Source organism: Rhodobacter sp. SGA-6-6 (assembly GCF_011043545.1).
In the GTDB taxonomy this organism is placed as follows: Bacteria; Pseudomonadota; Alphaproteobacteria; order Rhodobacterales; family Rhodobacteraceae; genus Pseudogemmobacter.
In genome coordinates, this window is record NZ_JAAKGP010000006.1 from 52,500 (window position 1) to 78,226 (window position 25,727).

General features: G+C 69.0%; 23 protein-coding genes. 13 read left to right on the top strand and 10 right to left on the bottom strand.

Going from position 1 to position 25,727, the window contains the following annotated elements:
- Nucleotides 1-58: 58 nt before the first annotated feature.
- From G5B31_RS12565 to G5B31_RS12585, 5 genes are all read right to left on the bottom strand, one after another.
- A complete protein-coding gene (locus tag G5B31_RS12565; protein ID WP_165018176.1) occupies nt 59-931 on the bottom strand; it encodes a carbohydrate ABC transporter permease in 873 nt (290 codons plus the stop codon).
- 132 nt (nt 932-1,063) lie between these two features.
- The gene (locus tag G5B31_RS12570) at nt 1,064-2,374 is read right to left on the bottom strand and encodes a sugar ABC transporter substrate-binding protein (protein WP_165018177.1); all 1,311 of its coding nucleotides are present in this window, start codon (nt 2,372-2,374) and stop codon (nt 1,064-1,066) included.
- Between the two features lie 105 nt (nt 2,375-2,479).
- Nucleotides 2,480-3,433, bottom strand: coding sequence for a sugar-binding transcriptional regulator (locus tag G5B31_RS12575; protein WP_165018179.1), 954 nt, complete (start codon nt 3,431-3,433; stop codon nt 2,480-2,482).
- On the bottom strand, nt 3,430-4,110 hold the full coding sequence (locus tag G5B31_RS12580; RefSeq protein ID WP_165018181.1) for an HAD family phosphatase: 681 nt from the start codon (nt 4,108-4,110) through the stop codon (nt 3,430-3,432). Before G5B31_RS12580 ends, G5B31_RS12575 begins: the two co-directional genes overlap by 4 nt.
- 67 nt (nt 4,111-4,177) lie before the next feature.
- Nucleotides 4,178-4,969, bottom strand: coding sequence for a lytic transglycosylase domain-containing protein (locus G5B31_RS12585; protein WP_165018559.1), 792 nt, complete (start codon nt 4,967-4,969; stop codon nt 4,178-4,180).
- Between the two features lie 175 nt (nt 4,970-5,144).
- On the opposite strand from G5B31_RS12585, the gene G5B31_RS12590 reads away from it, so the two are divergent.
- Together G5B31_RS12590 and G5B31_RS12595 are read left to right on the top strand one after the other, a co-directional pair.
- Nucleotides 5,145-5,570, top strand: a complete 426-nt coding sequence (locus G5B31_RS12590) for a DUF6484 domain-containing protein (RefSeq protein ID WP_165018183.1) — start codon at nt 5,145-5,147, stop codon at nt 5,568-5,570.
- Nucleotides 5,571-5,580: 10 nt separating this feature from the next.
- Nucleotides 5,581-5,934, top strand: a complete 354-nt coding sequence (locus tag G5B31_RS12595) for a hypothetical protein (protein WP_165018185.1) — start codon at nt 5,581-5,583, stop codon at nt 5,932-5,934.
- A gap of 2 nt (nt 5,935-5,936) precedes the next feature.
- Here the strand turns inward: G5B31_RS12595 and G5B31_RS12600 are convergent, their stop codons facing one another.
- From G5B31_RS12600 to tssH, 5 genes are read right to left on the bottom strand one after another with little or no spacing between them, the layout of a single operon-like run.
- Entirely contained in the window at nt 5,937-6,866 is a 930-nt protein-coding gene (locus G5B31_RS12600; RefSeq protein ID WP_165018187.1) for a hypothetical protein, read from the bottom strand.
- Nucleotides 6,863-7,849 carry a DUF4150 domain-containing protein gene (locus G5B31_RS12605; RefSeq protein WP_205911925.1) on the bottom strand — a complete coding sequence of 329 codons (987 nt, stop codon included), beginning with the start codon at nt 7,847-7,849 and terminating at the stop codon, nt 6,863-6,865. The genes G5B31_RS12600 and G5B31_RS12605 overlap by 4 nt, the downstream gene beginning before the upstream one ends.
- Nucleotides 7,849-8,883, bottom strand: a complete 1,035-nt coding sequence (locus G5B31_RS12610; RefSeq protein WP_165018189.1) for a 3-oxoacyl-ACP synthase — start codon at nt 8,881-8,883, stop codon at nt 7,849-7,851. The genes G5B31_RS12605 and G5B31_RS12610 overlap by 1 nt, the downstream gene beginning before the upstream one ends.
- Entirely contained in the window at nt 8,880-9,977 is a 1,098-nt protein-coding gene (locus G5B31_RS12615; protein WP_165018191.1) for a DUF2169 domain-containing protein, read from the bottom strand. Before G5B31_RS12615 ends, G5B31_RS12610 begins: the two co-directional genes overlap by 4 nt.
- Before the next feature lie 5 nt (nt 9,978-9,982).
- Nucleotides 9,983-12,703 (bottom strand): type VI secretion system ATPase TssH, encoded by a 2,721-nt coding sequence (gene tssH / locus G5B31_RS12620; RefSeq protein ID WP_165018193.1) that lies wholly within the window; start codon nt 12,701-12,703, stop codon nt 9,983-9,985.
- Between the two features lie 147 nt (nt 12,704-12,850).
- On the opposite strand from tssH, the gene G5B31_RS12625 reads away from it, so the two are divergent.
- From G5B31_RS12625 to tssK, 11 genes are all read left to right on the top strand, one after another.
- Nucleotides 12,851-15,013: a serine/threonine-protein kinase gene (locus tag G5B31_RS12625; RefSeq protein ID WP_165018195.1), complete on the top strand. Its 2,163-nt coding sequence runs from the start codon at nt 12,851-12,853 to the stop codon at nt 15,011-15,013.
- A gap of 89 nt (nt 15,014-15,102) precedes the next feature.
- Complete coding sequence (locus G5B31_RS12630; RefSeq protein WP_165018197.1) at nt 15,103-16,245, top strand: ImpA family type VI secretion system protein; 1,143 nt, start codon at nt 15,103-15,105, stop codon at nt 16,243-16,245.
- A gap of 3 nt (nt 16,246-16,248) precedes the next feature.
- Complete coding sequence (gene tssB / locus G5B31_RS12635) at nt 16,249-16,782, top strand: type VI secretion system contractile sheath small subunit (protein WP_165018199.1); 534 nt, start codon at nt 16,249-16,251, stop codon at nt 16,780-16,782.
- Nucleotides 16,782-18,296, top strand: coding sequence for a type VI secretion system contractile sheath large subunit (gene tssC, locus G5B31_RS12640; RefSeq protein ID WP_165018201.1), 1,515 nt, complete (start codon nt 16,782-16,784; stop codon nt 18,294-18,296). Before tssB ends, tssC begins: the two co-directional genes overlap by 1 nt.
- A 114-nt stretch (nt 18,297-18,410) precedes the next feature.
- The gene (locus tag G5B31_RS12645) at nt 18,411-18,902 is read left to right on the top strand and encodes a type VI secretion system tube protein Hcp (RefSeq protein WP_165018203.1); all 492 of its coding nucleotides are present in this window, start codon (nt 18,411-18,413) and stop codon (nt 18,900-18,902) included.
- Between the two features lie 18 nt (nt 18,903-18,920).
- Complete coding sequence (locus tag G5B31_RS12650; protein ID WP_165018204.1) at nt 18,921-19,637, top strand: GPW/gp25 family protein; 717 nt, start codon at nt 18,921-18,923, stop codon at nt 19,635-19,637.
- A 3-nt stretch (nt 19,638-19,640) separates the two neighbouring features.
- Entirely contained in the window at nt 19,641-21,518 is a 1,878-nt protein-coding gene (tssF, locus tag G5B31_RS12655) for a type VI secretion system baseplate subunit TssF (protein ID WP_165018206.1), read from the top strand.
- Entirely contained in the window at nt 21,482-22,534 is a 1,053-nt protein-coding gene (gene tssG, locus G5B31_RS12660; RefSeq protein WP_165018208.1) for a type VI secretion system baseplate subunit TssG, read from the top strand. The genes tssF and tssG overlap by 37 nt, the downstream gene beginning before the upstream one ends.
- Nucleotides 22,531-23,943 carry a type VI secretion system-associated FHA domain protein TagH gene (gene tagH / locus G5B31_RS12665; protein ID WP_165018210.1) on the top strand — a complete coding sequence of 471 codons (1,413 nt, stop codon included), beginning with the start codon at nt 22,531-22,533 and terminating at the stop codon, nt 23,941-23,943. The genes tssG and tagH overlap by 4 nt, the downstream gene beginning before the upstream one ends.
- Nucleotides 23,930-24,373 carry a type VI secretion system lipoprotein TssJ gene (tssJ, locus tag G5B31_RS12670; RefSeq protein WP_165018211.1) on the top strand — a complete coding sequence of 148 codons (444 nt, stop codon included), beginning with the start codon at nt 23,930-23,932 and terminating at the stop codon, nt 24,371-24,373. Before tagH ends, tssJ begins: the two co-directional genes overlap by 14 nt.
- Before the next feature lie 21 nt (nt 24,374-24,394).
- On the top strand, nt 24,395-25,726 hold the full coding sequence (gene tssK, locus G5B31_RS12675) for a type VI secretion system baseplate subunit TssK (RefSeq protein ID WP_165018213.1): 1,332 nt from the start codon (nt 24,395-24,397) through the stop codon (nt 25,724-25,726).
- The last annotated feature ends 1 nt before the right edge of the window (nt 25,727 follow it).

Sequence of the window (25,727 nt, forward strand, 5' to 3'; positions counted from 1 at the left end):
TGTCCCGATCAGGTCCGGGGCGGGGTTCGATGCGGGAAGCGGCGCGATCCGGTTCGTTTCACGCATCGAGATTCCTCCCCAGGCCGCGCATCAGGAAATAGGCGACGATATTGGCCAGGATCACCGCGATGATGCCCCCGGCGGCGGCGCGGCCGATGTCCTTGGCGACGATGGCCTGCTTGAAGATCATGTAGGGCAGGGTGGTGGAGGCCGATCCCGGCCCTCCTTGCGTGGTGGTGTAGATCTCGCCGAAGATGCCCAGAAGGAAGATGGTCTCGATCAGCACCACCACGGTGATGGCGCGGGTCAGGTGCGGCAGGATGATGTGGCGGAAGCGGCTGAATGCCCCGGCGCCGTCCATCTCGGCGGCCTCCAGCTGCTCGGAAGACAGCGATTGCAGCGCCGTCAGCAGGATCAGCGTGGCGAAGGGCAGCCATTCCCAGGCGGTGATGCCGATGACCGAGGACATCGGGTATTTCTCCAGGAACAGGATCGGCTGGGCGCCAAGGGCATTGGCGGCGGCGGCGAACAGCCCGTTCTGCGGGTGCATGAACAGGTTTTCCCAGATCGAGGCGGCGACGGGCGGCATCACGAAGAAGGGCGCGATGACCAGGATGCGCAGCACCCCTTGCCCCTTCACCGGCTGGTCGATCAAGAGCGCGATCAGGGTGCCCAGAACCACGGTGATCACCAGCACGCCGCCGACCAGCGCCAGCGTGTTGAACAGCGCCAGCCAGAAGTCGGGCGCCTTGAAGAACCACTTGTAGTTGGTGATCTCCACCCATCCGGTGCGGTCCGGCGACAGCAGGCGATACAGCCGGAACGAGAAATACAGCGTCATCGCCAGCGGCACCGCCATCCAGACGAACAGCAGCAGGACCGAGGGGGCCACCATCAGCCGCGAGGCGAGGCGGGTGGAATGCGTGGACATCGGGCGGGTCTCCGGGAACGGGGCGGGCGCCGGGGTCGGGGGATTTGCGGAAAAACGGGGGCGCGGACGTGAGGAACGGGCGCCCCCGTCAAGGTGCGGGACCGGCCTGGAGGAGGCCGGGCCCGTGGGAGCTTACTGGATGTAGCCCGCGGCGGTCATTTCATCCGCCACGGCGGCCTGGGCTTCCGCCAGTGCTTCGTCCGCCGTCTTCTGCCCGGCCAGTGCGGCCGAGAAGATCTCGCCCACCGTGGTGCCGAGGCCCTGGAACTCGGGGATCGCCACGAACTGCACGCCGACATAGGGCACCGGCTTGACGGTCGGCGCATTCGGGTCGGCCGAGTTGATCGAGTCGATGGTCATCTTGGCGAAGGGCACCTTGGCATATTCCTCGTTGGAATAGAGCGAGGTGCGGGTGCCCGGAGGCACGTTGGCCCAGCCTTCCTTGCCCGCCACCAGCGCGAGGTAATCCTTGTTGGTCGCCCAGTCGATGAAGGTCTTGGCCGCGTCCTGCTTCTGGCTGGAGGCGGGGATCGCCAGCGACCAGGCCCACAGCCAGTTGCCCCGCTTGCCGAGGCCGTTGTCGGGCGCCAGCGCGAAGCCGACATGCTCGGCCACGGTGGAATCCTTGCCGGTCACGAACGACGCGGCGACGGTGGCGTCGATCCACATGCCGCACTTGCCCTGCTGGAACAGGGTCAGGTTCTCGTTGAAGCCGTTGTTCGACGCGCCGGGGGGACCGTATTCGTTCATCAGGTGCAGGTAGGTGTCCAGCGTCGCCTTCCATTCCGGCTGGTCGAACTGCGGCACCCAGTTTTCGTCGAACCAGCGGGCGCCGAAGCTGTTGGACATGGCGGTCAGGAAGGCCATGTTCTCGCCCCAGCCGGCCTTGCCGCGCAGGCAGATGCCGTATTGCTCTTTCGACTTGTCGGTCATCGCCGCGGCGGCCTTCTCGATGTCGGCCCAGGTCGGCGCATCGGGCATGGTCAGGCCGGCGGCCTCCATCAGGTCCTTGCGATACATCACCATCGACGACTCGCCGTAGAAGGGCGCGGCCATCAGCTTGCCGTCGACGGTCAGCCCGCCGCGGATCGGCGGCAGCAGGTCGTCCACGTCGTAGGAGGCGGGCAGGTCGTCCAATGGCACCAGCCAGCCCTGTTTGCCCCAGATCGGAACCTCGTAGGTGCCGATGGTCATCACGTCATACTGGCCGCCGCCGGTGGCGATGTCTGTGGTGACGTTCTGGCGCAGCACGTTCTCTTCCAGCGTCACCCATTCGACCTTGATGTCGGGGTGCTTGGCGTAGAAGTCGTCCATCAGGCCCTGCATCCGGATCATGTCGCCGTTGTTGACGGTGGCGACGGTGATCGTGGTCTCGGCCAGCGCGGCGCTGCCGAAAGCGGCAAGCGCCGTCGCGCCGAGCAGCGCGCGAAGCGAAAGCGTCATTGGTAGTCCTCCCTCAGAGTGAATGAGCAATTCATCACTGAATGAGTAAATGCTCATATCATCCCCCGAATCGTCAAGCCCCCATCTCCGCCGCAGGTGCAGCGGTCAGGACAGCGACAGCAGGGCGGCGGCGGTGGGTTCGTCGGTCACCAAGCCGTTGATGATGCGGGATTTCAGCGCGGCGCGGATGGCGGGCACCTTGGATGCGCCCGCAGCGATGCCGATGGCGGGGCGGCCCAGCCCCGGGGCGACGCGCACCCCGCCGGTGCGGCGGTTGGTGCCGACATCCAGGTAATTGCCCTCCGAATCGAAGATCCAGCCCGCCACCTCGCCGGTGGCGCCGGCGGCCTGCATCTCGTCCAGCTCGCTGCGGGTCAGGAAGCCGTCCTTCAGAAGCGGCGCGTCGTCGGACATCTGGCCGACGCCGACGAAGACCACATCGGCGTTGCGGGCCAGGTCGGCGACGCGGGCCACCGGGGGCAGGGCATGGAAGGCGGCGCGTTCCTCGGGCGTGGGGCTGATCACCGGCACCGGCATCGGGTAATGCGGCGCCTGCACCTTGTCGGCCAGCCGCATCACCACGTCGAAGAACGAGGCCGAGCCGTCGGGGGCGATGTTGCCGATCAGGCTGACGAGGCGATGGCGCGGGGCGTCCATCGCCTCCATCGCGTCGACCATGCCGCGCAGGGCGCGGCCGGTGCCGAGGGCGATGGTCAAGGGCGCCTCCATGTTCAGGAACCGCTCCAGCTCCGCCGCCGCCGCGGGAGCGATGGCGCGGACCGGATCGGCGCCGGGGCCGAGCGAGGGCATGACGCGGGCGCGTTGCAGGCCGAAACGGTCCTTCAGCGCGGTCTCCAGGTCGAGACAGGCGCCGATGCGGTGGTGCAGCCGGACATGGATCAGCCCCTCGTCGCGGGCGCGGCTGACCAGCCTTTGCGCCCTTTGCCGGCTGATCCCCAGCTCCGCCGCGATCTGGTCCTGCGTCAGCCCGCCGACATAGGACAGCCAGCCGGCGCGGGCGGCCTCGTCTTGCGGGCTGGGGTCGCTGTCGCGGCTCATCCTTGTCTCCGAAGGTCGGGGGCAATCTGGAAGAACTGCGCGAAGGATGCAAACCGGAAGTGGGGCCGGGCCTCGGGCGGCTCCTCCGGCAGGTCGGCGCCCATGTGGCTGCCGCCGGTGAAGCGCCAGACCTGCATCCCGGCGGCGCGGGCGGCCTCGATCCCGGTCAGGCTGTCCTCGATCACCAGCGTGCGGGCCGGGTCTGCCCCCATCCGGGCGGCGGCGTGCAGGAACAGGTCCGGCGCCGGCTTGCCGCGGGCGACCTGGCTGGCGGTGTAAAGCCGCTCCGCCACCCGCGGCCAGAGCCCGACCAGCGTCAGCGACATCTCCGCCCGCCGCGGCGAGGAGGAGGTGGCGACGCACCAGGGGGTGCCGAGGTCGTCCAGCACCGCGCCCACATGCGGAATGACCTTCAGCCCCTGCCGGAAGCCTTCCAGCAGCCGTTCGCGATAGTCCTCCTCGAAGGCGGGCGGCAGGTCGAGGCCGAAGTCCTGCCGGATGGTCTGCATCACCACCGGATAGCTGCGGCCGAGGAAATGGCGCGCGACATAAGGCAGGTCGATCCGCACCCCGCGGTCGGCCAGCGCGGCGATCAGCATCCGCGCCGAGATGATCTCGGAATCGATCAGGACGCCGTCGCAGTCGAAGATGATCAGCTGGAAGGGGGCGGGGGCCATGGGCGGAAGGCTTGTCCGCGGCGAAGGCGGTGGTCAAGCCCCCTGTCGGCACAGGAATTTATCGGGATCAGCCGTCGATCCGCTTGCCCATGATGGCGATGGCTTGCTGGTAGACCGTGGCGGCGTTCCATTCCTTGATCACCGCGAAGTTCGGTTCGCCCTCCTGATAGCCCTTGCCGGGCTTCCAGCCCTTCTGGCGCAGGTAGTTGGCGGTCGAGGCCAGCGCATCGGTGACATTGGCGAAATCGATCCGGCCGTCGCCGTTGCCGTCGACACCATAGCGCAGCGCATTGCCGGGCAGGAACTGGGTATGCCCCAGCTCGCCATGTTTGGCGCCCACTGTCTTTGACGTTATCGAACCTTGATCCACTAGCATCAGCGCCCCGATCAGGTGCGGCTTGAAGAATTCGGACCTGCGGCAGTCGTAGGTCAGGGTGGCGATGGCGGAGACGACATTGGTGTCGCCCATGAAGCCGCCGAAGCCGGTCTCCATGCCGTGGATCGCCAGCAGCACGCCGGCGGGGACGCCATACTGCGCTTCAAGAGCGTCGTAGAAGGCCCTGTTCTTCTTCAGTTTCGACCGCCCCTGGCTGACGATGGTGTCGGCGCCGCGCACCGACATGAACTTCTCCAGGCTGTATTTGAAGCTCTTCTGGTTGCGGTCGGCGCCGATGGTGGCCTTGGAATAGGACGAGGCCATCAGCGCGGCGATGCCCCTGTCGCCGACGCCGGCGGCGCGGGCCTCCTCGGCCATGACGGGTTTCCATTCCTCATACTTGCCGCCGGTATCGGAGCAGGGCGCCGCCAGCGCGGGCAGCGACAGCGAGAGGAAGAGGCCGGAGAGAAGGGTCTTGCGCAGCACGATGGGCACCTGATGAGGGTTGTTGCCCGCAGAATAGGGCCGGCCGGGCCGAATACAAGCGGCAGCGGCGCGGGGTCGGGAATTCCGGGGGATTTGCGCGGATGCACGCAAAACCGTCGCCCGCCGCACCATTCCGGTGTAGGATGCCGGCATTGATTGAGGGATTGGCGCCATGATTGCAGAACACAAGACCGTGGACGGCGTGGTGATCGGGATGATCCTCGGCTTCCGGGGCGCCGCGCCGCTGGTCGTCTTCCCCGGCAACCCGAAGGAAGAGGCGATCCCCGCCCGCAGCCTGGCCCGGCTGGCCGGCGAAGACGTGGGGGCCGAGGTCGCGCTCTTGTTCGAGGAGGGCGACCGGATGCGCCCGCTGATCGTCGGCAAGCTGGTGGAGCCCGCACGCGACGACGCCGCGCCGCTGGTGGTGGCGGACGGCCAGATGCTGCGGCTGACCGCAAAGGAACGGATCGAGCTGCGGGTCGGCCGGTCCTCCATCGTGATGGAGGCGGACGGGCACATCACCATCCGCGGCACCGATCTGGTCAGCCATGCCGCGCGGTCGAACCGCATCCGCGGCGGATCGGTGAACCTGAACTGAGATGGCCGCCGTGTCCGCTGTCCCCGTCCTGCCCCATATCCTGCGCCAGCACGCCGAGCAGGCGGCCTTCCTGTGGACGGTCTACGACCAGGCGCTGCTCCACCCCGAGGAGAACCCGGAGATGGACGAACTGCGCCTCTCCCGCCTGCTGGAGCGGCTGGAGGCGCATCTGGACGGGCTGCGCCTCGCCGGGGCCGAGGGGATGAAACTGGCCCGGGACCGTTTCGCCGAATATCCCGAGGCGGGGGAGCTGTTCGTGATCCGCATGTTGCAGCCGGGGGCCGAGCGTCTGCGGGTGGCGGAACTGGACCTGGCGAAGGTGCGGGAATATCTGGCGGAGAAGCGGGGGACGCCCTCCGCCTGATCCTATTCCTCCTCCAGATCCACGGGTTCGGCGGTGTAGGTTGCGGAATGGCCAAGCTCGATGGCGCGCCAGCCCGTGCCGTCGAATTGTAGGATCGTCTCGGCCGAGGTTGCGGTCATCCGCTCCGGGCCGGGTTGCAGCCGGTAGACATAGCCGTATTCCAGCACCGGCTCGAAGGCGGTTCCCTTCAGGACATGGACGCCGAATTCGGAATCGGCGAAATAGAGATCGCCGCGGAACCGGCAGACCGAGAGGATGTCGCTTTCGATCCCGGTCTCGAAATGGACGAACTCGTCGCCGCGCAACTGCCCCGCCACGCCGCGGTCGCCGGCGACCGTCACCGCATCCCCCTCGACCAGGACGCAGCGCAATTCCCGGCCCAGGCCGGCGTCGATCTGCCGCCAGCCGGCGCCCTCGGCGCGCAGGATGGTGCCGGCACCGCCGACGGCGTGGAGGTCGGCCAGCGAGGTGCCGTGCATGGCCATGATGCGGTTGTCCGTCGGCACCGGGTCCTTGAGCCAGACCCCGCCCGGCAGGCGGCGGAAGATGTCGCCGTCGCTGCCGAAGGCGAAGTCGGCCTGATCCGCAAGCGTGAAGGCTTCGATCAGGAACCGGGACTCGAGCAGGTTGAAATCCCAGCCCCCCTCGGCCCGGACCTGGACGATGTTGCCGACGACGAGAAGGATGTCGCGCAATCCGCGGTCGGACTGGAAGGACATGTAGATGTCGTCGAAGATCTTCTCGATCGCCACCGCGCCGGTCGTCATCGAGACATGCAGGATCGCAAGCTGGCCGACGGTTTCGTCCTCGTCCGACAGCTGGCAGGCGACGCGCACCAGATCGGGGCCGATCTCGTAGGCATTGATCGCGCCGACCGATTTCAGCTCGTCCGGCAGGTCGGTGGCCCTGGCGTATTTCGGTCCTCGTGTCATGCGCGCACCCACATCTTGGTTGGATCAGGGTTGACTTCCCAGGCGATCGGCTCTTTCGCCGCTTTCTTGGCCGAGTTCTTCGGGTCCTTCTGCTTCACCGCCTTGTCCATATAGGCCATGAACAGGGCTTCGAGGCATTCGCCCACTTCCTTCTGCTTCTTCTTGTCGTCCTTGCAGCGCGGATCGTTCTCGACCACGGCCTTGCAGCAATCCTTGACCACCTCGCCCAGCGTCGGCGTCGATTTGCGCGCGCGGATGGCGGCGTTGCATTGGCGCGTCTTCAGATTGTGCGGCGAGCCGGTCTTCTTGCCGGTATACTTGCCCTTCTTCTTGCCCGAGGTGTGCTTGGTGTAGGATTCCATGCAGATACAGGGGGCATCGTTGGTGGTGTAGTTCTCGAACTGCGGCGCCGTTTCGACGCCGCGCTCGTATTGCAGATATTCGTTCTGCACAAAATGCTCGGATTCATGGCCTTCGGGGCAGGTCCCGCTGCCGTGCCGGTGCGGGGTGAATTCGGCAAGGATCTTCTCGCAATCCAGGTTGCTGGGCGAGAACTTGGCGACTTCGGGCCAGGTCGGCGTGTTCCCGATGGGCGAGGCGTGGTTGTGGGTGGCCAGGTCCGACATGCGGATCACCGGCTCGCCCTCGAACTTCACGTCGGGCGACCAGCTGTTGAAGTATTTCTTGCCGGTGTTCTTCGAGGTGACGACCCCCTTCTTCGGGGCGCAGCCGGCCTCGGTCCCGCTGGTCTTCTTCTCGTCCGACTTGTTCTTGATGTTCACCGTCTTGCCGCCGATGAACACGGTCGAGGTGCCGCTTTCGGTGTCGGAGGCCATGCCGAAGCTGGGGTAGGGGATCGGCACCCCCGGCGGCGTCGCCGGGGTCTGCGGCGGGGTGAAGCAGACGTCGGGAAAGGCGGCGATGGTCTTGGCATCGACGGCCTTGCCCGAGATTTCCAGCCCGTTGGCATAGACATCGGCCATCAGGCAGCCCTCCTTACAGCATGGAACACCGCCGCCCCGCAGGCGCCGTCGTCGCCCGAGCCCTCCATCAGCGCAGGGCTGCCGGGGGCATAGCCGCGGGCCTCGGCGGTCAGCAGTTGCGCCAGCATCACCGGCACCACGGCGGCGCCGATGTTGCCCAGGTTCTCGGCCGGGCTCCACAGGTCCTGGAACGGGGTGCGGCCGCGTTCGAGGCGCAGGCTGGCCAGCGCGGCCTGCTTGAAGAAATACTGCTCTCCGATCAGGTCGGAGATGCGGTATTCGACATGGGCGAGGTCGACCTGCGCCTGGTCCATAGCGATCTGGTAGGCCCGCGTCATGCCGTCGCCGCGCAGCGGCAGGTCCAGGCCGTCCTTGTCGGCCTTGTTGTAGATATGCGCCACCTCGCGCGCCAGGCCGAGGCCGGTCAGCCGCAGCGGCCCCGGCGCGGCGGTGCAGAGGACGGCCGCCGCCGCCTCGCCCGGGATGAAGCCGTTGGCATTGCCGGGGCCGAGCAGGCGCCCCTCGGCCAGGTAATGCGCCACGCTCTGCGCGGTCAGGTAGCTGTCGACGCCCAGGATCACCACCGGGTCCTCTCCCGCCGCGATCAGCCGCCGCGCCCGGTCCAGCGCGACGAAGCCCGAGGGGCGGCCGTGGGCGATCACCTGCAGCCGGGGCAGGGCCGGCAGGCCCAGGATCTCGGCCACCAGCCGGGCCAGCGCCGCCGGGTCGGGGATGGGGCGGCCGGGGCGGGCCTCCTCGGCCAGGCACAGCAGGATCGGCGCGCCCTCCAGCGCGGCGGCGTGCTGGCGGCGCAGGTCCGACAGCGCGCCCGCGGCCAGATGCGCCATCCGCTTCAGCCCGATCCAGTTGCGCGGCAGCGGCACGGCGGCGCCGACCAGCCATTCGGCGTCCGGCCCCATGAAGCGGGTCTCGGCGAAGCCGTCGAGCCGCCCGCGCATCGCCGCGCAGGACGAGGCCGCGTCCAGCCCGACGCAGGTGACCATGCCGGCGGCGCGGAGATGCAGGCTGCTCATGCCGCCTCTCCCTCGCGGCGCAGCGCGGGTTCGAGGACGCGATAGGCCTTCCCGGCGGCATGGGCGCGGGCAAGGCCGCGCGAGGGCGTGCCGACCCAGGCTTCGGAGAACTCGGTCAGATGCCGCAGGATCGGCGCCTCGCAGCGCCAGGTCAGGCAGAGCTGCCGGGCCTCGCAGTCGAAGGCCAGCGTGTCGGGGCGCAGGCTGGTGTCCAGCGCCAGGTCGCGGCCGCGGAAGATCTTCACCGGCAGGTCGGTGTCGGGCAGGCGGAATTCCTCGCGCCCCCGCGGGGTGAGGCCGACGACGACCACCGGGGTGAAGGGCGCCGGGGGCGGGATCTGCTGGTCCTCGGGCGCGCATTGGTAATAGCGCTCGTCGAAATCCGGCGGCAGGAAAGGGAAGATGTTGTCCTTCCAGTTGTCGTCATAGGTGCCGGCGAAGCGCGTCCGCTGCGGCCAGGCCCGGCCGATCGGGCCAAGCGCCACCGGGCGATGCGCGCCGAAGGGCGAGGCGACGGGATCGGCGGGGTCCTCGGTCAGCGGCAGGTCCAGCCCGTCGATCCGGCTGCCCGCCCGCGCCGTGGCATAGCCGAGACCGACCGGGTTCTCGGCGAAGACCGGCGGCGTGCCCTTGCCCTCCATCGAGCGGTCCGGCCCGCCGAAGGCGGTGTCGTAGCCGAAGGCCAGACGGGTGAAGGGATAGGGCCGCGTGGCGGTGATCGACGGCCCGAGAGTGCGCCATTGCCGCGGCCCCACCACGTCGAACTGCTTCACCCAGTCGCCCACCCGCAGCCCGACGCGCACCCGTTCCGCCGGCTGGCCGTTCGGCGCATAGGCCGCGCCTTGCGCCACCACGTCGCAACGGGCCTTGCGGAAGGCGAAGTCGGTTTCCCACAGCGGGGCGGAGAAGCCGGGGGCGCCGGTGTATTCGTCGGCGAAGACCAGCGGCCGCTGCTCCTTCGCGCGTTTCGCCACCCCGCCGGGCTCGGGGAAGTCGAAGGTGCCCTTGACCACCAGCGACAGGTATTCGCGGCCCGTCCCGTCCATCCCCATGGTGAACTGGGACAGGTAGCGGGTTGAGGTGCGGATCAGCATGGCCGCTACTCGAAGGCGTAGGCGAAACCGTCCGGCGTGCCGGTGACGGTGACCCGCGTCAGCGGCGTTCCCTCCAGCTTGCGGTTGAGCACCTGCCGCGACAGTTCGGGCAGCAGGGTGTTGGTCAGGATGGCGTCGATCATCCGGCCGCCGGATTCCAGCTCGGTGCAGCGGGCCTTGATCTGGTCCATCACGCCCTCGCCGATCACCAGTTCGGCCTCGTGGCCCTTTTCCAGCCGCCGGGCGATGCCGCGCAGCTTGTGGCCGGCGATGGCCTCGATCATCGCGTCGGAGAGCGGGTAGTAGGGGATCGTCACGATCCGGCCCAAGAGGGCGGCGGGGAAGGTCTTCAGCATCGGCGCGCGGAGGCTGGCGGTCAGCTCCTCCAGGTCGGCGCCGCTGCGGCCGTCCTCGGTCATCGCCATGATCTCCTCGGACCCGACATTGGTGGTCAGCAGGATCAGGCAGTTCTTGAAGTCGATACGGCGGCCCTCGCTGTCGTCCATCATCCCCTTGTCGAAGACCTGGAAGAAGATCTCGTGCACGTCGGGGTGGGCCTTTTCCACCTCGTCCAGCAGCACCACCGAATAGGGCCGGCGGCGGACGGCCTCGGTCAGGATGCCGCCCTTGCCGTAGCCGACATAGCCCGGGGGGGCGCCCTTGAGGGTGGAGACGGTATGCGCCTCCTGGAATTCCGACATGTTGATGGAGATCAGGTTCTGCTCGCCGCCGAACAGCGTTTCGGCCAGCGCCAGCGCGGTCTCGGTCTTGCCGACGCCGGAGGGCCCGGCCAGCATGAACACGCCCACGGGTTTCTCCGGTGCGCCGAGGCCGGCAAGGCTGGTCTGGATGCGGTTGGCGATCATGCCCATGGCATGGTCCTGCCCGACCACCCGCTGCGCGAGGATCGAGGCGAGGTTCAGCGCCTGCTCGGCCTGCGAGGCCAGCATCCGCCCGGCGGGAATGCCGGTCCAGTCCTGCACCACCGAGCCCACAGCGATGCGGTCGACCGAGGGCAGGATGAGGGGGCGCTCGCCCTGCAGCTTCGACAGTTCCGCCTGTTTCGCTTTCAGGGTTTCCAGCGTGGCGGCGCGTTCCTCGGCCGTCATGTGCTGCGGGGCCTCGTCGGTTGCGTCGCCTTCGGCTTCGCCCTCCTCGGCGGGCGGGTCGGCGGTGTCATCGACCGCCAGCCCCTCGGCCCGCAGCTTCGCCCGCAGGTCCAGCACCTCGTCCACCAGCGCCTTCTCGCTGTCCCAGCGGGCCTTCGCGGCCTCCAACTCGGCCCGGGCAGCCTCCAGCGCCGCCTCGGTCTCCGGCCCGCGGTCGCCGGTGTCCATGCCGACCGCCTGTTCGCGGGCGATGATCGCGGCCTCGACCTCCAGCGCCTGCAACCGGCGCTCGATGTCCTCCACCTCGGCCGGGGTGGCGTGCTGGCTGACCGCGACGCGGGCGCAGACGGTATCCAGCAGCGAGATCGCCTTGTCCGGCAGTTGCCGCGCCGGGATGTAGCGGTGCGACAGGCGGACGGCGGACTGGATCGCCTCGTCGAGGATTTCCACCTTGTGGTGCTTCTCCAGCACGGCGGCGATGCCGCGGACCATGCGGATGGCGGCGTCTTCCGAAGGTTCCTCGACCTTGACCACCTGGAAGCGGCGGGTCAGCGCGGGGTCCTTCTCGATATGCTCCTTGTATTCGGCCCATGTCGTGGCGGCGATGGTGCGCAACTCGCCGCGCGCCAGCGCCGGCTTCAACAGGTTCGCCGCATCGCCGGTGCCTGCAGCCCCGCCGGCGCCGATCAGGGTATGCGCCTCGTCGATGAACAGGATGATCGGCTTGGGCGAGGACTGCACCTCGTCGATCACCGCCTTCAGCCGCTTCTCGAATTCGCCCTTCACGCTGGCGCCCGCCTGCATCAGCCCGATGTCCAGCATGTGCAGGTCCACCGCCTGCAGCTGCGGCGGCACGTCGCCGCGCGCCAGCCGCAGGGCGAAGCCCTCCACCACCGCGGTCTTGCCGACCCCGGCCTCACCCGTAAGGATCGGGTTGTTCTGGCGGCGGCGCATCAGGATGTCGATGATCTGGCGGATTTCCATGTCGCGGCCGATCACCGGGTCGATCTTGCCGTCCTTCGCCCGCTGGGTCAGGTTGGTGGCATATTGCGCCAGCGCCGACTTGCCGCCCTGCGGCTTCGCGCCGGCCTCCGGCGCGGCGGCGGCGGGGGAGACAGGGGATTCCACCGAGTCCTGCAGCAGGTCCTTCAGCGCCGGCTCAAGGCTTTCCGGGTCGATCTTGTCGAATTCCAGACTGATCTTGAGGAGCAGGCCCTCCAGCACCGGCGTCTTCATCGCCGCGATCATCACCCAGGCGGAGCGGACCTGATCGTCGTCGTGTTCCACCTTGCCGTAGGTCCAGCCCTCGCGGATGGCGTGGAAGATGTGGTCGGAAAATTCCTCGACCGCCGAAGCCCCATGCGGCAGCTTGTCGAGGGACCGCTGGATGTCGCCCTCCAGCCGCGCGCCGTCGATCCCGGCCGAGCGGCAGAGGATGTCGAAATCGGTGCGTTCGGTGCGGGACAGCGCGTCGATGAAATGCGCGAGTTCGACGTAAGGGTTGCCTCGGGACTTCGCGGCCCCCGCGGCCTCGGAAAAGGCTTTCAGGCAGGTCGGGTTCAGCTTGCCGACCAGTTCCTTGCGCTTGACGGTTTCGGGAGATCCGCGCTGGGCCATTGGGCGCCCTTTCAAATTTCGAGAGTTCAAGAAGACGAGCAAAAAAGGGCAGGAATTCCGCCGAGACTCAGTCTAGTCTAGGCCCAGGCATTTTGCGACAGTTTTGCGAGGGGCGTCGGGTTTTCCGCCCCCGGAAGGTTGAAGACGATGATTGATGCTTTGCCCGGCGACATCTTCCACCGGGGCCAGATCCTGAACAACACCTACGAGATCGAGGGCGTGCTGGGCCGCGGCGGCACCGGCGAGGTCTACCGGGCGCGCAACCTGATTTCCGGCCGGGTGGTGGCGATCAAGGCGCTGAACGCGCAGTTCTCGGGCCAGGAAGGCTATATCGAGCTGATGCGACGGGAAGAGCAGATGCGCGACATCCGCGACGATGCGGTGGTGCGCTACACCGAATGCTCGCGCTCGGACCAGGGCCATGTCTTCCTGGTGATGGACTACATCGCCGGCCCCTCCATCGCCGACGAGATGCTGAAGCGGCGGCTGGAGCCGCGGGAGCTGATGATCATCGCGCACAGGGTGGCCGAGGGGCTGGTGGCGGCGCATGGGCAGGGGATCGTCCACCGGGACCTGTCGCCCGACAACGTGATCCTGCGCGACGGCAGCCCGGAGAAGGCGACGATCATCGACTTCGGCATCGCCAAGGACACCGGGGCGGGGGCGCGGACCATCGTCGGCAACGATTTCGCCGGCAAATACGAATACGCCGCACCCGAGCAGATGGAGGGCAAGGCCGAGGCGCGGTCGGATCTCTATGCCCTCGGCGCGCTGCTGCTGGCGGCCTGGAAGGGGCAGGTGCCCTTTGCGGGCATGACCCCGGGCGAGATGATCCGGCGCAAGCAGGAGAAGCTGGACACCGCCGGGGTGCCGGAGCCCTTGAAGGGCTTGATCGACTGGCTGACCGAACCGGCCTTGCCGCACCGCGCGCCTTCGGCCGCGGCGGTGGTGGAGCAGGTGGGCAAGGTGCTGAAGGGTCCGGCGCCGGAGCGGGCCACCCGTGCCGCGCCGCCGACGAGGACGCCGACCCGCCACGAGATGGTCGCGCCGAAGAAGCGGGGCGGCGGCGGTTTCGTGGTCCTGCTGCTGGTGCTCCTGCTGGCGGCGGGCGGCGGCGGGGCCTGGTATATGGGGATGCTGGACGGGGTGAAGGAACGGATCGCGGCCCTGTTCGAGGAGCCGCTGCCGGTCGTCTCGCCCTATGCCATGGCGGCCACGGCGGGCGGCGGGCTGGCGATCCCGCGGCTGACCGCCCATGCGCCGGACGAGGCGGCGGCGGCGGCGATCCGGCTGGGCTTCGCCACCCTGGCGGGGGCGGAGCCCGAGGCGGATGCGGTGACGCTGGCCGACGGTATGCCGACCGAGACCTGGGCCAGCGGCGCGGCGGCGGCCTTCGCCGCGGCCAAGGGGCTGGAAGGCTGGCGGATCGAGATTTCCGACACCGCCGCCGGGGTCAGCGGCCTTGCCCCCGGCACGGCCGAGGCGCAGGCGATCCGCGCGGCGCTGGACTCCTGGGCCGCCACCTACGGCTTCACCCTGAAGACCGACATCCTGGCCGGGCCGAAGCTTCTCGATCCGGCGGTGGTGCAGCAGGTGCTGGACCCCCTGGGCAATTGCGGGCCGCTGTCGCAGCTGGACCCGCCCTCCGGCGGCTATCCGATGGGGGCGACGATCACCGTCACCGGCGATGCGGTGGCCTCGGGCCTGGGCGACGGCATCACCGCGGCGCTGGAGCCGGTGATCGGCGACCGCAAGGTGCAGGTGGCGCTGAACGTGCTGAACGACCATCTCTGCCGGGTGCGCGGCGCCCTGCCGGACCTGGCCAGCAACAGCATCTCGATCTGGATGGGGCAGGGCGCGACCGGAGAGGCCAACCTGACCGGCGTGTTCCACACCGGCGACTTCCCGGTCGTCGACGTGCTGGTCCCGGCCAGCATCGCCGAGGGCGAACTCTGGGTGATGGCGGTGGACACCGACGGCTCGGTCTACAACCTGCTGCCGAACGTCAACGACGAGGAGAACGAGATCGCCAGGATCGGGGTGGTCGAGGGCGGCACCCGCCGCGTCCGGGTGATCTTCAGCCCGGACGAGAAGCGGGCCGAGCCGAAGCGGATCGCCATGCAGATCAAGGACACCGACTACGGCAAGAGCGAGATCATCGCCTTCGTGGCGCGGAAGGACCTGTTCGACACCCGCCGCCCGGGGCAGGAGTCGGTGGCCTCTCTGGCCGAGGCGCTGGCGGCGGTGCAGGCCGAGCGTCCGGGGAACATCCTGGGCTTCGCCTCCCGCATACTCGAATCCCGACCTTGACGGGTCGGGGGGCAGGTGTAGGTTGCAAGAATCGTATGGCTCTGCCAGTCTTTGGCTTAATTTCGATAGTTTTATACCGGCGTTGTTGAATGGACATTGCACCTTTCCTTGCGTCTGTGGACCCGTCTTCTCCGTCGGGGTCGGACCTGCGGAACGACGCGCGGTTCCATGCACTTGAAAACCGGCTGCAGGCGGCATCGCGCCCCGCCCGGCTGCAGCTGGTCGAGCAGGGCGGCACCGGCGCGGTGGAGCTGGACTGGTCCGATCTGGCCGAAGAGGCGCAGGCGCTGGCCGCCACCGGGCGGGACCTGCGGCTCCTGGTGATCGTCGCCCGGCTCTGGGCCAACGAGAACGGCCTTCAGGGCGTGGCCGAGGGGCTGAAGCTGATCACCGAGAACGTCGCCCGGCATTGGGAGACGCTGCATCCGGCGCTGCGGCCCTCGGCCTCGAAGCGCGAGGCGGCGCTGCGGCGGGTGAACGCGCTGTTCCAGCTGGAGAACCCCGACGGCGGGGTTCTGGGCGATCTGGAATTCGTCACGCTCTTGTCGCCGCGCGGCATCGGCCCGATCACCGGCGGCGACCTGGCGGCCGGGGCGCTGACCCGCTCCGCCTTCCTGAACGAGGCGCCGAGCGGCTTGGGCGAGAAGGAGCTGGCCGAGCTGGTGGCGGCGCACGAGGCGCGGCTGAACCGGGTGACGGCGGGCTGCCGGGCGACCGCCGCCGAACGGCCCGAGGAGATGGCGGCGCTGAAGGAATCGCTGGCCGCGGCCAGGGCGGCGCTGGCGGCGCTGGAGGCGGCGCTGGCCCCGCACGTGACCGAGAACGACATGGGCGTGCGCTTCACGGCGCTGGAGAAGTTCCTGACCCGGATCGGCCAGACGCTGGACGGCGTGTCGGCCCCCGCAACCGCCGCAACCGCCGCCCCTGCACAGGAGGCCCAAGCGATGCCATCCGCCCCTGCTGCAACGGCGCCCGCGCCCGCCGCCGCCGCGCCGGCGCTGCCCGGCCAGGTCAACAGCCGCCGCGATGTGGAGCGGATGCTGGACCTGATCATCGACTTTTACGAACGGACCGAACCCTCGTCGCCGCTGCCGCATCTGGCCCGCCGGATGCGGAAGATGGTGTCGATGAATTTCATGCAGTTGATGGAAGAGATTGCCCCCAGCGGCCTGAAGGAATTCCGCAATGTCGCCGGGGTATTCGATGAAAAGAACAAGCCCGGGAGAGAATGAGCCATGAGCGAGAGCAAGGCAAAAGTCATCGAGAGGAACCGCGCGCCCCGCGTGCAGATCGCCTATGACGTGGAACATTACGGCAGCCCGACCACCATCGAGCTCCCGTTCGTGATGGGGGTGATGGCGGACCTTGCGGGGTCGTCCGAGACGAAGGAGGCCCAGAAGGCCCCGAACGACCGCAACTTCGTCGAGGTGGACGCGGGCCGCTTCAACAAGTTCATGGAGGCGCTTTCGCCCCGGGTGAAGGCGCGGGTCAAGAACACCCTGCCCGGCAAGGAGGGCGAGGAAAGCGACGAGGAGATGTTCGTCGACCTCTCGTTCAAGTCGATGGGCGACTTCGCCCCCGACAAGGTGGCCGAGCAGGTGCCGGCGCTGGCCGAACTTCTGGCGATGCGCAAGCAGCTGGAGGAACTGCTCAGCTACATGGACGGCAAGGTGAATGCCGAGAAGCGCATCGCCCAGCTTCTGCAGAACGAGCCGCTGCTGCAGCAGGTGGCGACCGAGGCGATGAAGGATCAGGGAGGCACCGAATAATGGCCGACACGGAAAAGGCCGCAGGCGCGGCGGGCGTGGCCGAGGCCCAGGCCATCGACCTTGGCGAATTCAACGACCTTCTGGAAAAGGACTTCCGGGTCAAGGACGACGGCTCGGCCAAGCTGAAGAAGCTGGTGCAGAACCTGGCGCTGGCGGCGCAGGAGCGGTCGGGCACCGCGACGATTTCCGGCAATGCGGTGAAGTCGATCAAGTCGCTGATCGCCGGGATCGACCAGCTCTTGACCACCCAGATGAACGAGATTCTGCACGCGCCCGAGGTGCGGCAGATGGAGGGCACCTGGCGGGGCCTGCACTACCTGGTCAACAACACCGAGACCGACAGCAAGCTGAAGATCCGGGTGCTGAACATCACCAAGGATCAGCTGGCCGACCAACTGGAGGACTTCGAGGGGCAGATGTGGGACCAGTCCCCGATGTTCAAGAAGCTCTACTCCGAGGAATACTCGATGTTCGGCGGCGAGCCCTACGGCGCGCTGATCGGCGCCTACGAGTTCAGCCACCATCCCCGCGACGTGGGGCTGCTGCGCAATATCTCGGGCATCGCGGCCTCGGCCCATGCGCCCTTCATCGCCGCGGCGGCGCCGCAGCTTTTCCGCATGGAAAGCTGGCAGGAACTGCCCAACCCGCAGGACCTGAAGCAGATCACCTCCTCGCCGGAATACGCCAGCTGGCAGTCGCTGCGGGAGTCGGAGGACGCCCGCTACATCGGCCTCGCCATGCCGCGGGTGCTGGGGCGGCTGCCCTATGGCGCCAACACCGTGCCGGTGAAGGGCTTCGCCTTCGAGGAAGCCATCGACGGCAAGCACGACCACTATGTCTGGATGAACGCCGCCTTCGCCATGGGGGTGAACATCAACCGCAGCCACAAGCTTTACGGCTGGGGCACCCAGATCCGCGGCGTTGAATCGGGCGGCACCGTCACCAACCTGCCGGTCCATGCCTTCCCGACCGACGACGGCTCCATCGCCATGAAATGCCCGACCGAGATCGCCATCGACGACCGGCGCGAGGCGGAACTGGCGAAGCTGGGGATGATGCCGATCCTGCACCGCAAGAACACCGACCTTGCGGCCTTCATCGGCGCCCATTCCTTGCAGGACGATGAAGCGCGGGCCGGCCGGCTGGTCGACCCGGACGCGCAGGCGAACGAAAGGCTGTCGGCGAACCTGCCCTACCTGTTCCCGGTCTGCCGCTTCGCGCATTACCTGAAGGCCATCGCGCGGGACAAGATCGGGACGTTCAAGGAACGCAACGACATGCAGGTCTGGCTGTCGGAGTGGATCAACCGCTACGTGCTGGCCAACACCGCCATGGCCGACGACAAGGCCAAGGCCAAGCGTCCGCTGGCGATGGCCGAGGTGCGGGTGGACAGCGTGGAGGGCCGCCCGGGCTATTACAACGCCCGCTTCTACCTGCGGCCACACTACCAGCTGGAAGGCATCAACGCGAGCCTGCGGCTCGTGTCCGAGCTGCCTTCGGTGAAGGGCGTCTGACGCGCCCCGGACCCGCGGCCCCGTGCCTGGGGCCGCAGGCAAGGCATTCAAGGCCTTCCGCCGCAGGGCGGGGGGAAATTTCCAACCGACCCCAACATTTGAAAGGGCAAGACAATGGCTTTCACCGGTTATCTGAAGATCGAAGGCATCGACGGCGAATCCCGCCGCGCCGACCACGAGAAAGAGATCGACGTCTTCGGCGTCCAGTTCAACGCGCAGCAGATGTCGTCCTCCTCGGTCGGCTCGGGCCGCACCCGCGGCCGGGCGACGCTGTCGGATTTCACCTTCAACAAATGGCTCGACGCGGCTTCGCCCTACCTGATGCTGGCCTGCGCCAAGGGCAAGTCCTTCCCCGAGATCGTCTTCACCGCCCGCAAGGACTCGGGCGACGCGCATCTCGACTACCTGATCATCACGCTGGAGAACTGCATCATCTCTTCCTACAAGATGGCGCAGAACGCCCCGGAGGAAAGCTCGAACGAGCTGGTCTCCGAGGAAATCTCGATCTCCTACGAGAAGGTGAACTTCAAGTATGTCGTGCAGGCCGACGACCACTCGGCCGGCGACGAGCACGAGGTCGAATACGATCTGGTGGCCGCGAAGTAAGCCCGGAAGGAGACGGGCTTGGCACAGGGTCCGGTCACGGTCACGGCACGGCGCGAGGCGGTTCAACCCAGCCTCTGGGACCGGCTTGTCGACGACCTGCCGGGCCTGACCTCCGAAACCGAAGTGCGGCGCCGGGAAATCGGCGCCGACATCGGCGCCGAACGGCTGGAGGCGCTGGTGCAGGGCGGCGTGCGCGCCGTCGAACAGGCGCAGGACCTGCCCGAGGACAAGCGGCGCGAGATCGTCCAGTTCCTGACCGCCCTGCAACGCCGCGCCTTCCTGGAGGAACGCGGCATCGTGGTCACGGCGGACGTGCTGCGCGAGGCGGTGCGCCGCGACCTGGAAGAGCTGTTCGGGATGGAGCGCCTGCAGGCCCGCTTCCTGTGGACCGACATGGAACGCGGCGGCACCGAGGATCTGCAGGACGTGCTGGCGGATTACCCCCACGTCTGCCGCTCGGTGCTGAACTACGGCGTGCCCAGTTTCTCGGGCCGCCGGGCCAAGGATTTCGACCCCGAGGTGCTGAGCCGCGAGTTGAAGGAGGTGGTCGCCACCTTCGAGCCGCGGCTGAAGCGCGACACCATCAGGGTCACGGTGGACACCGGCGGCCGCGACGGGCTGAAGGTCCGGATCGAGGGCGTGCTGATGCTCTCTCCGGTGCCCGAAAGGCTGCGGCTGTCGACCACGATCAACCTCGACAACGGCTTCGCCGCGACGCGGATCGAGGACGGCTGAGCCATGGACCGGGCCTTCCTGAGCTATTACGAGGCCGAGCTTGCCCATGTGCGCGAGCTGTCGAAGGAATTCGCCGGCCTGCACCCGACCGTGGCGCGCAACCTGTCGCTGGACGCGGTGCCCTGCCCGGACCCCTATGTCGAGCGGCTGCTGGAAGGCGTGGCCTATCTGGCGGCGCGCACGCGGCTGAAGCTGGATGCCGAGGGGCAGCGCCATGTCCGCGGCATCCTCGACGCGCTCTATCCCGATCTGGCCGGGCCGGCGCCGGCGATGTCCACCGTGGTGCTGCATCCCGGGCCGCAGGTGCAGACCATGGCCGACGGCCATCTGGTCAAGCGCGGCACAAGGCTGGTCGCCGCGCTGCGCGAGGGGGTGTCGACCCGGGTCACCTATTCCACCGCGCAGGACGTGACGCTGTGGCCGGTAGCGCTGGAGGCGGTGGACTACCTGCAGGACCGCGGCGCGCTGTCGGCGGCCGGGGTGCCCGACCGGCTGATGCAGGGCGCCGAGGCGGGGCTGCGCTTCGTGTTCCGCCGGGTCGGGGCCGGGCCGCTGTCGGACCTGTCGCTGGACCGGCTGGACATCGAGTTCTCGGGCGGCGCGCGTTCCGGCGCGATCTTCGATGCGGTCTTCGCCGCGCCCTTGCCGGTGATCGCCCGCAAGGCCGAGCCCGCCGCCCCTTTCCATCCGGCGTCGCCGCCCGGCCTGACCGGCATCCGCGACGACGAGGCGCTGCTGCCCCGCCTGCGGCCCTCGTTCGAGGGCTACCGGCTGATGCGGGAATATTTCCTGATGCCGGAACGTTTCCACGCCCTGCGGCTGACCGGGCTGCAGCCGGCGGTGAAGGCCAGCGCCATGAAGCTGGAGGTGATCCTGCCGATGGGCCGCCCGGCGCCGGCGATCTCCGAGGTCTCGGCCAAGGACTTCCGGCTGTTCGCCACGCCGGTCGTCAACCTGTTCGAGAAGGAATGCAACGTGGTCGAGATGGACCCCCGCGCCACCGCGCATGTGGTCCATGCCGACCGCACAAGGCCCTTGGATTTCGAGATCCACCGCCTGCTGCGGGTGTCCGACGCCGAGGCCGACGGGCCGCAGGCCGACCTGCATCCGCTTTACACCCCTGCCGCCACGGCGGGCTCGGGGCTGGTCTACACCACCGAACGCCGCCCGCGCCGCCCGGGCAGCGACGAGTTGCGCCGGGGCCAGACCCGCACCTCCTACACCGGCGACGACCTCTTCGTCTCGGTCGCGCGGCCGCTTGGGGTGCAGCAGGTCAAGCCGCTGAAGCGGCTGGACATCCGGGCACTGGTGTCGAACCGCGACCTGCCGATCTTCGACGACACCCCGAAGCTGGCGGTGGACACCGGCGATCCGGTGGCGCGGGTGGAACTGGTGGCGGCGGTGCGCCGCCCGCGGCCGTCTTTGGTCGCCGGCCTGCCGCAGGTCGGCCGCGACGGCGAGGCCGCCTTCGACGACCTGACCTGGCGCCTGGTCGGGCAGCTGTCGCTGAACCACCTGTCGCTGGCCGAGGAAAGCAGGGGCGCCGAACCGCTGCGCGCGATGCTGGAACTTTACGCCGACCGCGGCGATCCGGCGCTGGCCCGGCATGTGCGGTCGCTGACCCGCGTCACCAGCCGCCAGATCATCGAGCGGCTGGACCTGCCGGGCCCGCTCTGCCTCGGCAAGGGGGTGGAGATCACGCTGCATGTGGACGAGGGGCCGCTGTCGGGCGGGTCGGTGCTGCTGCTGTCGGCGTTGCTCAGCCGGCTTTTCGCCCGCCACGCCAGCATCAACGCCTTCGTCCGCACGAAGACCCGGCTGCAACAGAAACAGGAGGAGGTGTCATGGCCGATGTGCCCGGGCAACCGAGACCTGATCTAGGCTTCGCCAGCCCCGACCCCGAGGAGATCGGCTTCTTCGAGCTGCTGCGGCGGCTGGAACGCGAGGGCCTGCGCTTCGGCCGCGCCGGCGGGCCGGACAAGGAACCCGCAAGGCTGGGCCAGCGCGCCCGGCTGGCGATGGCGACGCGCGATGTCGCCGGCTTCACGCCGCCGGGCGACAAGACCCCCGCGAAGGTAGAGGTGGAGGTGCTGGGGCTTCTCGGCCCCGAGGGCGCGATGCCCTTGCACATGACCCGCTGGATCATGGCCCGGCAGTCGGAACGCTGGTTCGGCGAAGGCGCGGCCGGGGTGACGGCGGACACCACCTTCCTGGATTTCGTCAACATGCTGCAGCACCGGCAGATCGCCTTCTTCTGGCGCGCCTGGGGCGACCTGCACCCCGAGGTGGGGGTGGAGCATGACGGCGGCGGCCGGGTGATGGCGATGCTGGAGACGCTGGCGGGCGTGGGCCTGCCGGGCCTGCGGCAGGCCAACCGGCGCACCGCCGACCCCGACCTGGCGCTGCGGCAGGCGACCTCGCTCGGCCATCAGGTCAACGGGGTGGAGCGGCTGACCGGCTACCTGACCGACCTCTTGCAGGTGCCGGTCAGGATAAGGGAATTCGTCGGCCACTGGATGGAGATCCCGGCGCCGTTGCAGACCCGCCTCGGGCAGGCGCATTGCGGCTTGGGCCGCGGCGCGATGGTCGGGGCGCGGGTGTTCCAGCGCCAGGACCGGGCGGAACTGAGGTTGGGGCCGCTGAGCCTGCCGCGCTATCTGGCGCTGATCCGCGACGGCAAGGCTCTGGCGGCGATCCGCCGGGCGATCCGCTTCGTCGCCGGGGCGGATGTGGAATACGACCTGCGGCTGGAACTGGCGCGCGAGGAGGTGCCGGAGCCGCGGCTGGGGCAGGCCGCTTTGGGGCGCACCGGCTGGCTGGGCGGGCCGCCGAAGGGGCGGGCGGATGACTGGGTGATGCGCGGCTTCTCGGCCCGGATGACGGAGGGCGCGACATGACGCTGCGGCTGGTTCTGGAAAGCTTCTCCCACCCGCAGAAGCGGACCGAGGTGCGGCTGGCCGACGGCCAGCTGGTGATCGGCCGCAGCGAGGACTGCGGCTGGCAGTTGGAAGACCCGCAGATGTTCGTCTCGCGCCGGCATTGCGTCGTCATGGGGCAGGGCGGGCAGTATCGCGTCACCGACGAAAGCAGCGGCGGGCTGTTCCTCGATGCCGCGCCCGCGCCGCTGGGGCAGGGGGTGACGGCGGTGCTGTCGCCGGGGATGCGGCTGAAGCTGGGCGACTTCGTGATCCGGGTCGAGGTCGAGGGCGCCGCCGCCCCGGTCGCCGCCGCGCCGCCGCCGAAGGATGCGCTTTTCGGCGACGATTTCTTCACTCCGCGGCCCGAGGCGCCGCCGCCGCCGCGCCCGGCCTCGCTGCCCGACCCGTTCGACGCGCCGCGTGCGGCAGAGCCGGCGGCGGAGGCCGCGCCCCGGCCTGCGGCGCCCGCCTTCTTCGACGATCCCTTCACCATGGAACACGGGCCGCGCCCGGTGACGCCGGCGCCCGATCCCGCGCCGCGGGCGGCGCCGGCGGGCGGCTTCGACTTCGGCGACTTCGGCCTGCCCGCCGATCTGGGCGCGCCGACTCCTCCGCCGCCGCCCGCCGCCCCGCCGGCCGCGCCGCCCCAGGTCACTCCTTTGGCCGATCCTTTCGCGGACCTGCCGCCGCCTCCACCGCCGCCCGCGGCTCCTCCGGCGGCTGCCGCCGCTGTCGTCGCGCCTCCGCCGCCCGATCCCTTTGTCGCCCCTCCTCCTCCCCTGCCCGGCGCGGCGAACCCGGATGCCCTTGCCGCGCTGCTGAAGGGCATGGGCATCGCTCCGCCGCCCGGTTTCCGCGGCACGCCCGAGGAGATCGAGGCCATCGGCCGCCGCTACCGCGCCATGGCCGAGGGGCTGGTGCAGCTCTTGCGGATGCGGGCGCAGGAGAAGGGGGCGGCGCGGGTGGCGCAGACGGTGATCGGCGCCGCCAACGTCAACCCGCTGAAATTCCTGGCCGGCGCCGACGAGGTGGTGGCCGCGCTGGTCGCCGCCAAGGGCCCCGGCTACCTGGACCCGGATGCCGCCATCGCCGCCTCGGTCGGCGACCTGATGGACCACCACAAGCGCAGCTGGAGCGGCTTGCAGGCCGCGCTGCGCCGGATGGTGGACCGCTTCGACCCCGCCGTCTTCGAGGCCGAGGTCGAGGATGTGGGGATGCTGAAGGCGCTGGTTGCCGGCAGCCGCCCGGCCCGGCTCTGGCAGCTCTATGCCGACCGCTACCGCGAGATCGCCCGGGCGGCGGAGGACCGCTTCCTTGGCGAGGTGGGGGCCGATTTCCGCGAAGCCTACGAAAGTGAAACCAGGAGGACGGACAATGGAACGGCGTGAATTTCTGCTTGCAAGCATGGCCCTCGGGCTGACCGCCTGCGCGCCTTCGGGGCCGGGTGTGGTGACCATCGTGGCGCAGGGGGCGGCGGGAATGAACGCCGGCTCCGGCGGCGACCGGCCGCTGACGCTGCAGATCGTGCAGATGCGCAGCGCGGGCGCCTTCGACGGCGCCGATTTCTTCGCGCTGCAGAACCCGCAGGCCGCGCTTGGCGGCGAGTTCATCAAGGCCGACCAGATCGTGCTGACCGCCGGCGCGGCGAAGACGCTGGCGATCGGGCTGGATGCCGGCACCACGGTGATCGGCGTCATCGCCGGCTACCTCGACCCGGCGGGCAAGAATTTCCGCGCGAAAGCCGCCGTGTCGGCCACGGAAAGTGTTACCTTCAACGTCACGGTGACCAGAAGCGGCGTGACGATGAGTGCGGCCTGACGGCCGGGACGGGAGACGGGAATGAGCGGATCGAACAGGGTCCTGTGGTCCGAGGGGCTTTACCTTCGCACCCAGCACTTCCAGCAGCAGGACCGCCATGCCGAGGCGCTGATGCGGGCCGGCCTTCAGGCCGCGCCCTGGCAGCCCTGGGGGTTCTCGCGGCTGGAGTTCGACCGCGCCGCGCTGGATGCCGGGCAACTGGCGATCCGCTCGGCCGAGGGGCTGTTCCCCGACGGCACCCCGTTCCGGGTGCCGGAAACCGCCGCGCCGCCGCCGCCGGTTCCGGTGGCGGCGGGGACGGCGGGGCGGGCGCATCTGGCGATCCCGGTGGAGCAGCCGGGGGTGGCGACGATGGACGCCGCCCATGCCGAGCCTTCGGGCGCGCGCTACCGCGGCGAGATTTCCGAGGTCCGCGACACGGTGAGGAACGGCGCCGACCCGGCCGAGGTCGAGGTGGCGAAGCTGAACCTGCGCCTCCTCGGCCCCGGCGAGGCGGTGGCGGGCTTCGTCACCCTGCCGCTGGCGCAGCTGGAGGGGCTGCGCGCCGACGGCTCGGTCGCGATCCGCGAGGGCGACCTGCCGCCGGCGCTGACCGTGGCCGCGGCGTCCTGGTATGCCGGGCTGTTGCAGGAGGTGGTGACGGGGCTGGACCGCATCGCCGAGGCGCATGGGCAGATGGTCCTCGGCGGCGCGGGGCGGTCGATCGAGAACCTGCTGATCCTGGAACTGGCCAATTCCGCCCGCCCGCGTTTCGCCCATCTGCTGGCGCAGAACCTGATCCATCCTTGCGCGCTTTACGAGGAACTCGGCGCGCTGGCCGGGCGGATGGCGACCTACGGGTCGTCGTCGCGGCGGCTGACCGAGATGCCGGTCTACGACCACGCCGACCCGCAGCCGGCCTTTTCCGCGCTGGCCGACACGCTGCGGTCGCTGATGCTGTCCCTGCGGCATGTGGAGCCGAAGAGCCGGGCGCTGCCGGTGGCGAAGCACAGCCAGAACATCTGGAAGGTGCGGATCGACAACCCGGAACTGCTGAAGACCAGCCGGATCGTGCTGCGGGTGGGGTCGAACCTGTCGGAAGAAACCCTGCGCAAGCTGTTCGTCGACCAGGCCACGGTCGGCGCGGCGGATGCCTTCGAGATGCTGTGGAAGTCGCGGCTGCCCGGCATCGCCCTGAAGCCGCTGCATTCCCAGCCGCGGGAAATTCCCTACGACGGCGAAAGACTGTGCCTGGAGCTGAACCAGAAATCCGAGCATTGGGCGCAGCTGATGAACGCCCCCGGCTTCGTGATCGGCATCTCCGGCCAGCTGGAAAGCGAGCCGCAGATCGACTGCTATGCGGTCAGCAGGTGAG

Excerpts from the sequence above, each read along its gene's own strand:
- G5B31_RS12610 (WP_165018189.1), bottom strand. The coding sequence starts at position 8,883 with ATGAGCAGCCTGCATCTCCGCGCCGCCGGCATGGTCACCTGCGTCGGG.
- G5B31_RS12645 (WP_165018203.1), top strand. The coding sequence starts at position 18,411 with ATGGCTTTCACCGGTTATCTGAAGATCGAAGGCATCGACGGCGAATCC.
- G5B31_RS12625 (WP_165018195.1), top strand. The coding sequence starts at position 12,851 with ATGATTGATGCTTTGCCCGGCGACATCTTCCACCGGGGCCAGATCCTG.
- tssF (WP_165018206.1), top strand. The coding sequence starts at position 19,641 with ATGGACCGGGCCTTCCTGAGCTATTACGAGGCCGAGCTTGCCCATGTG.
- tssH (WP_165018193.1), bottom strand. The coding sequence starts at position 12,703 with ATGGCCCAGCGCGGATCTCCCGAAACCGTCAAGCGCAAGGAACTGGTC.
- G5B31_RS12600 (WP_165018187.1), bottom strand. The coding sequence starts at position 6,866 with ATGACACGAGGACCGAAATACGCCAGGGCCACCGACCTGCCGGACGAG.
- tssB (WP_165018199.1), top strand. The coding sequence starts at position 16,249 with ATGAGCGAGAGCAAGGCAAAAGTCATCGAGAGGAACCGCGCGCCCCGC.
- G5B31_RS12630 (WP_165018197.1), top strand. The coding sequence starts at position 15,103 with ATGGACATTGCACCTTTCCTTGCGTCTGTGGACCCGTCTTCTCCGTCG.
- G5B31_RS12565 (WP_165018176.1), bottom strand. The coding sequence starts at position 931 with ATGTCCACGCATTCCACCCGCCTCGCCTCGCGGCTGATGGTGGCCCCC.
- tssK (WP_165018213.1), top strand. The coding sequence starts at position 24,395 with ATGAGCGGATCGAACAGGGTCCTGTGGTCCGAGGGGCTTTACCTTCGC.
- G5B31_RS12575 (WP_165018179.1), bottom strand. The coding sequence starts at position 3,433 with ATGAGCCGCGACAGCGACCCCAGCCCGCAAGACGAGGCCGCCCGCGCC.
- G5B31_RS12580 (WP_165018181.1), bottom strand. The coding sequence starts at position 4,110 with ATGGCCCCCGCCCCCTTCCAGCTGATCATCTTCGACTGCGACGGCGTC.
- tssC (WP_165018201.1), top strand. The coding sequence starts at position 16,782 with ATGGCCGACACGGAAAAGGCCGCAGGCGCGGCGGGCGTGGCCGAGGCC.
- tssJ (WP_165018211.1), top strand. The coding sequence starts at position 23,930 with ATGGAACGGCGTGAATTTCTGCTTGCAAGCATGGCCCTCGGGCTGACC.
- G5B31_RS12590 (WP_165018183.1), top strand. The coding sequence starts at position 5,145 with ATGATTGCAGAACACAAGACCGTGGACGGCGTGGTGATCGGGATGATC.
- G5B31_RS12605 (WP_205911925.1), bottom strand. The coding sequence starts at position 7,849 with ATGGCCGATGTCTATGCCAACGGGCTGGAAATCTCGGGCAAGGCCGTC.
- tagH (WP_165018210.1), top strand. The coding sequence starts at position 22,531 with ATGACGCTGCGGCTGGTTCTGGAAAGCTTCTCCCACCCGCAGAAGCGG.
- G5B31_RS12570 (WP_165018177.1), bottom strand. The coding sequence starts at position 2,374 with ATGACGCTTTCGCTTCGCGCGCTGCTCGGCGCGACGGCGCTTGCCGCT.
- tssG (WP_165018208.1), top strand. The coding sequence starts at position 21,482 with ATGGCCGATGTGCCCGGGCAACCGAGACCTGATCTAGGCTTCGCCAGC.
- G5B31_RS12615 (WP_165018191.1), bottom strand. The coding sequence starts at position 9,977 with ATGCTGATCCGCACCTCAACCCGCTACCTGTCCCAGTTCACCATGGGG.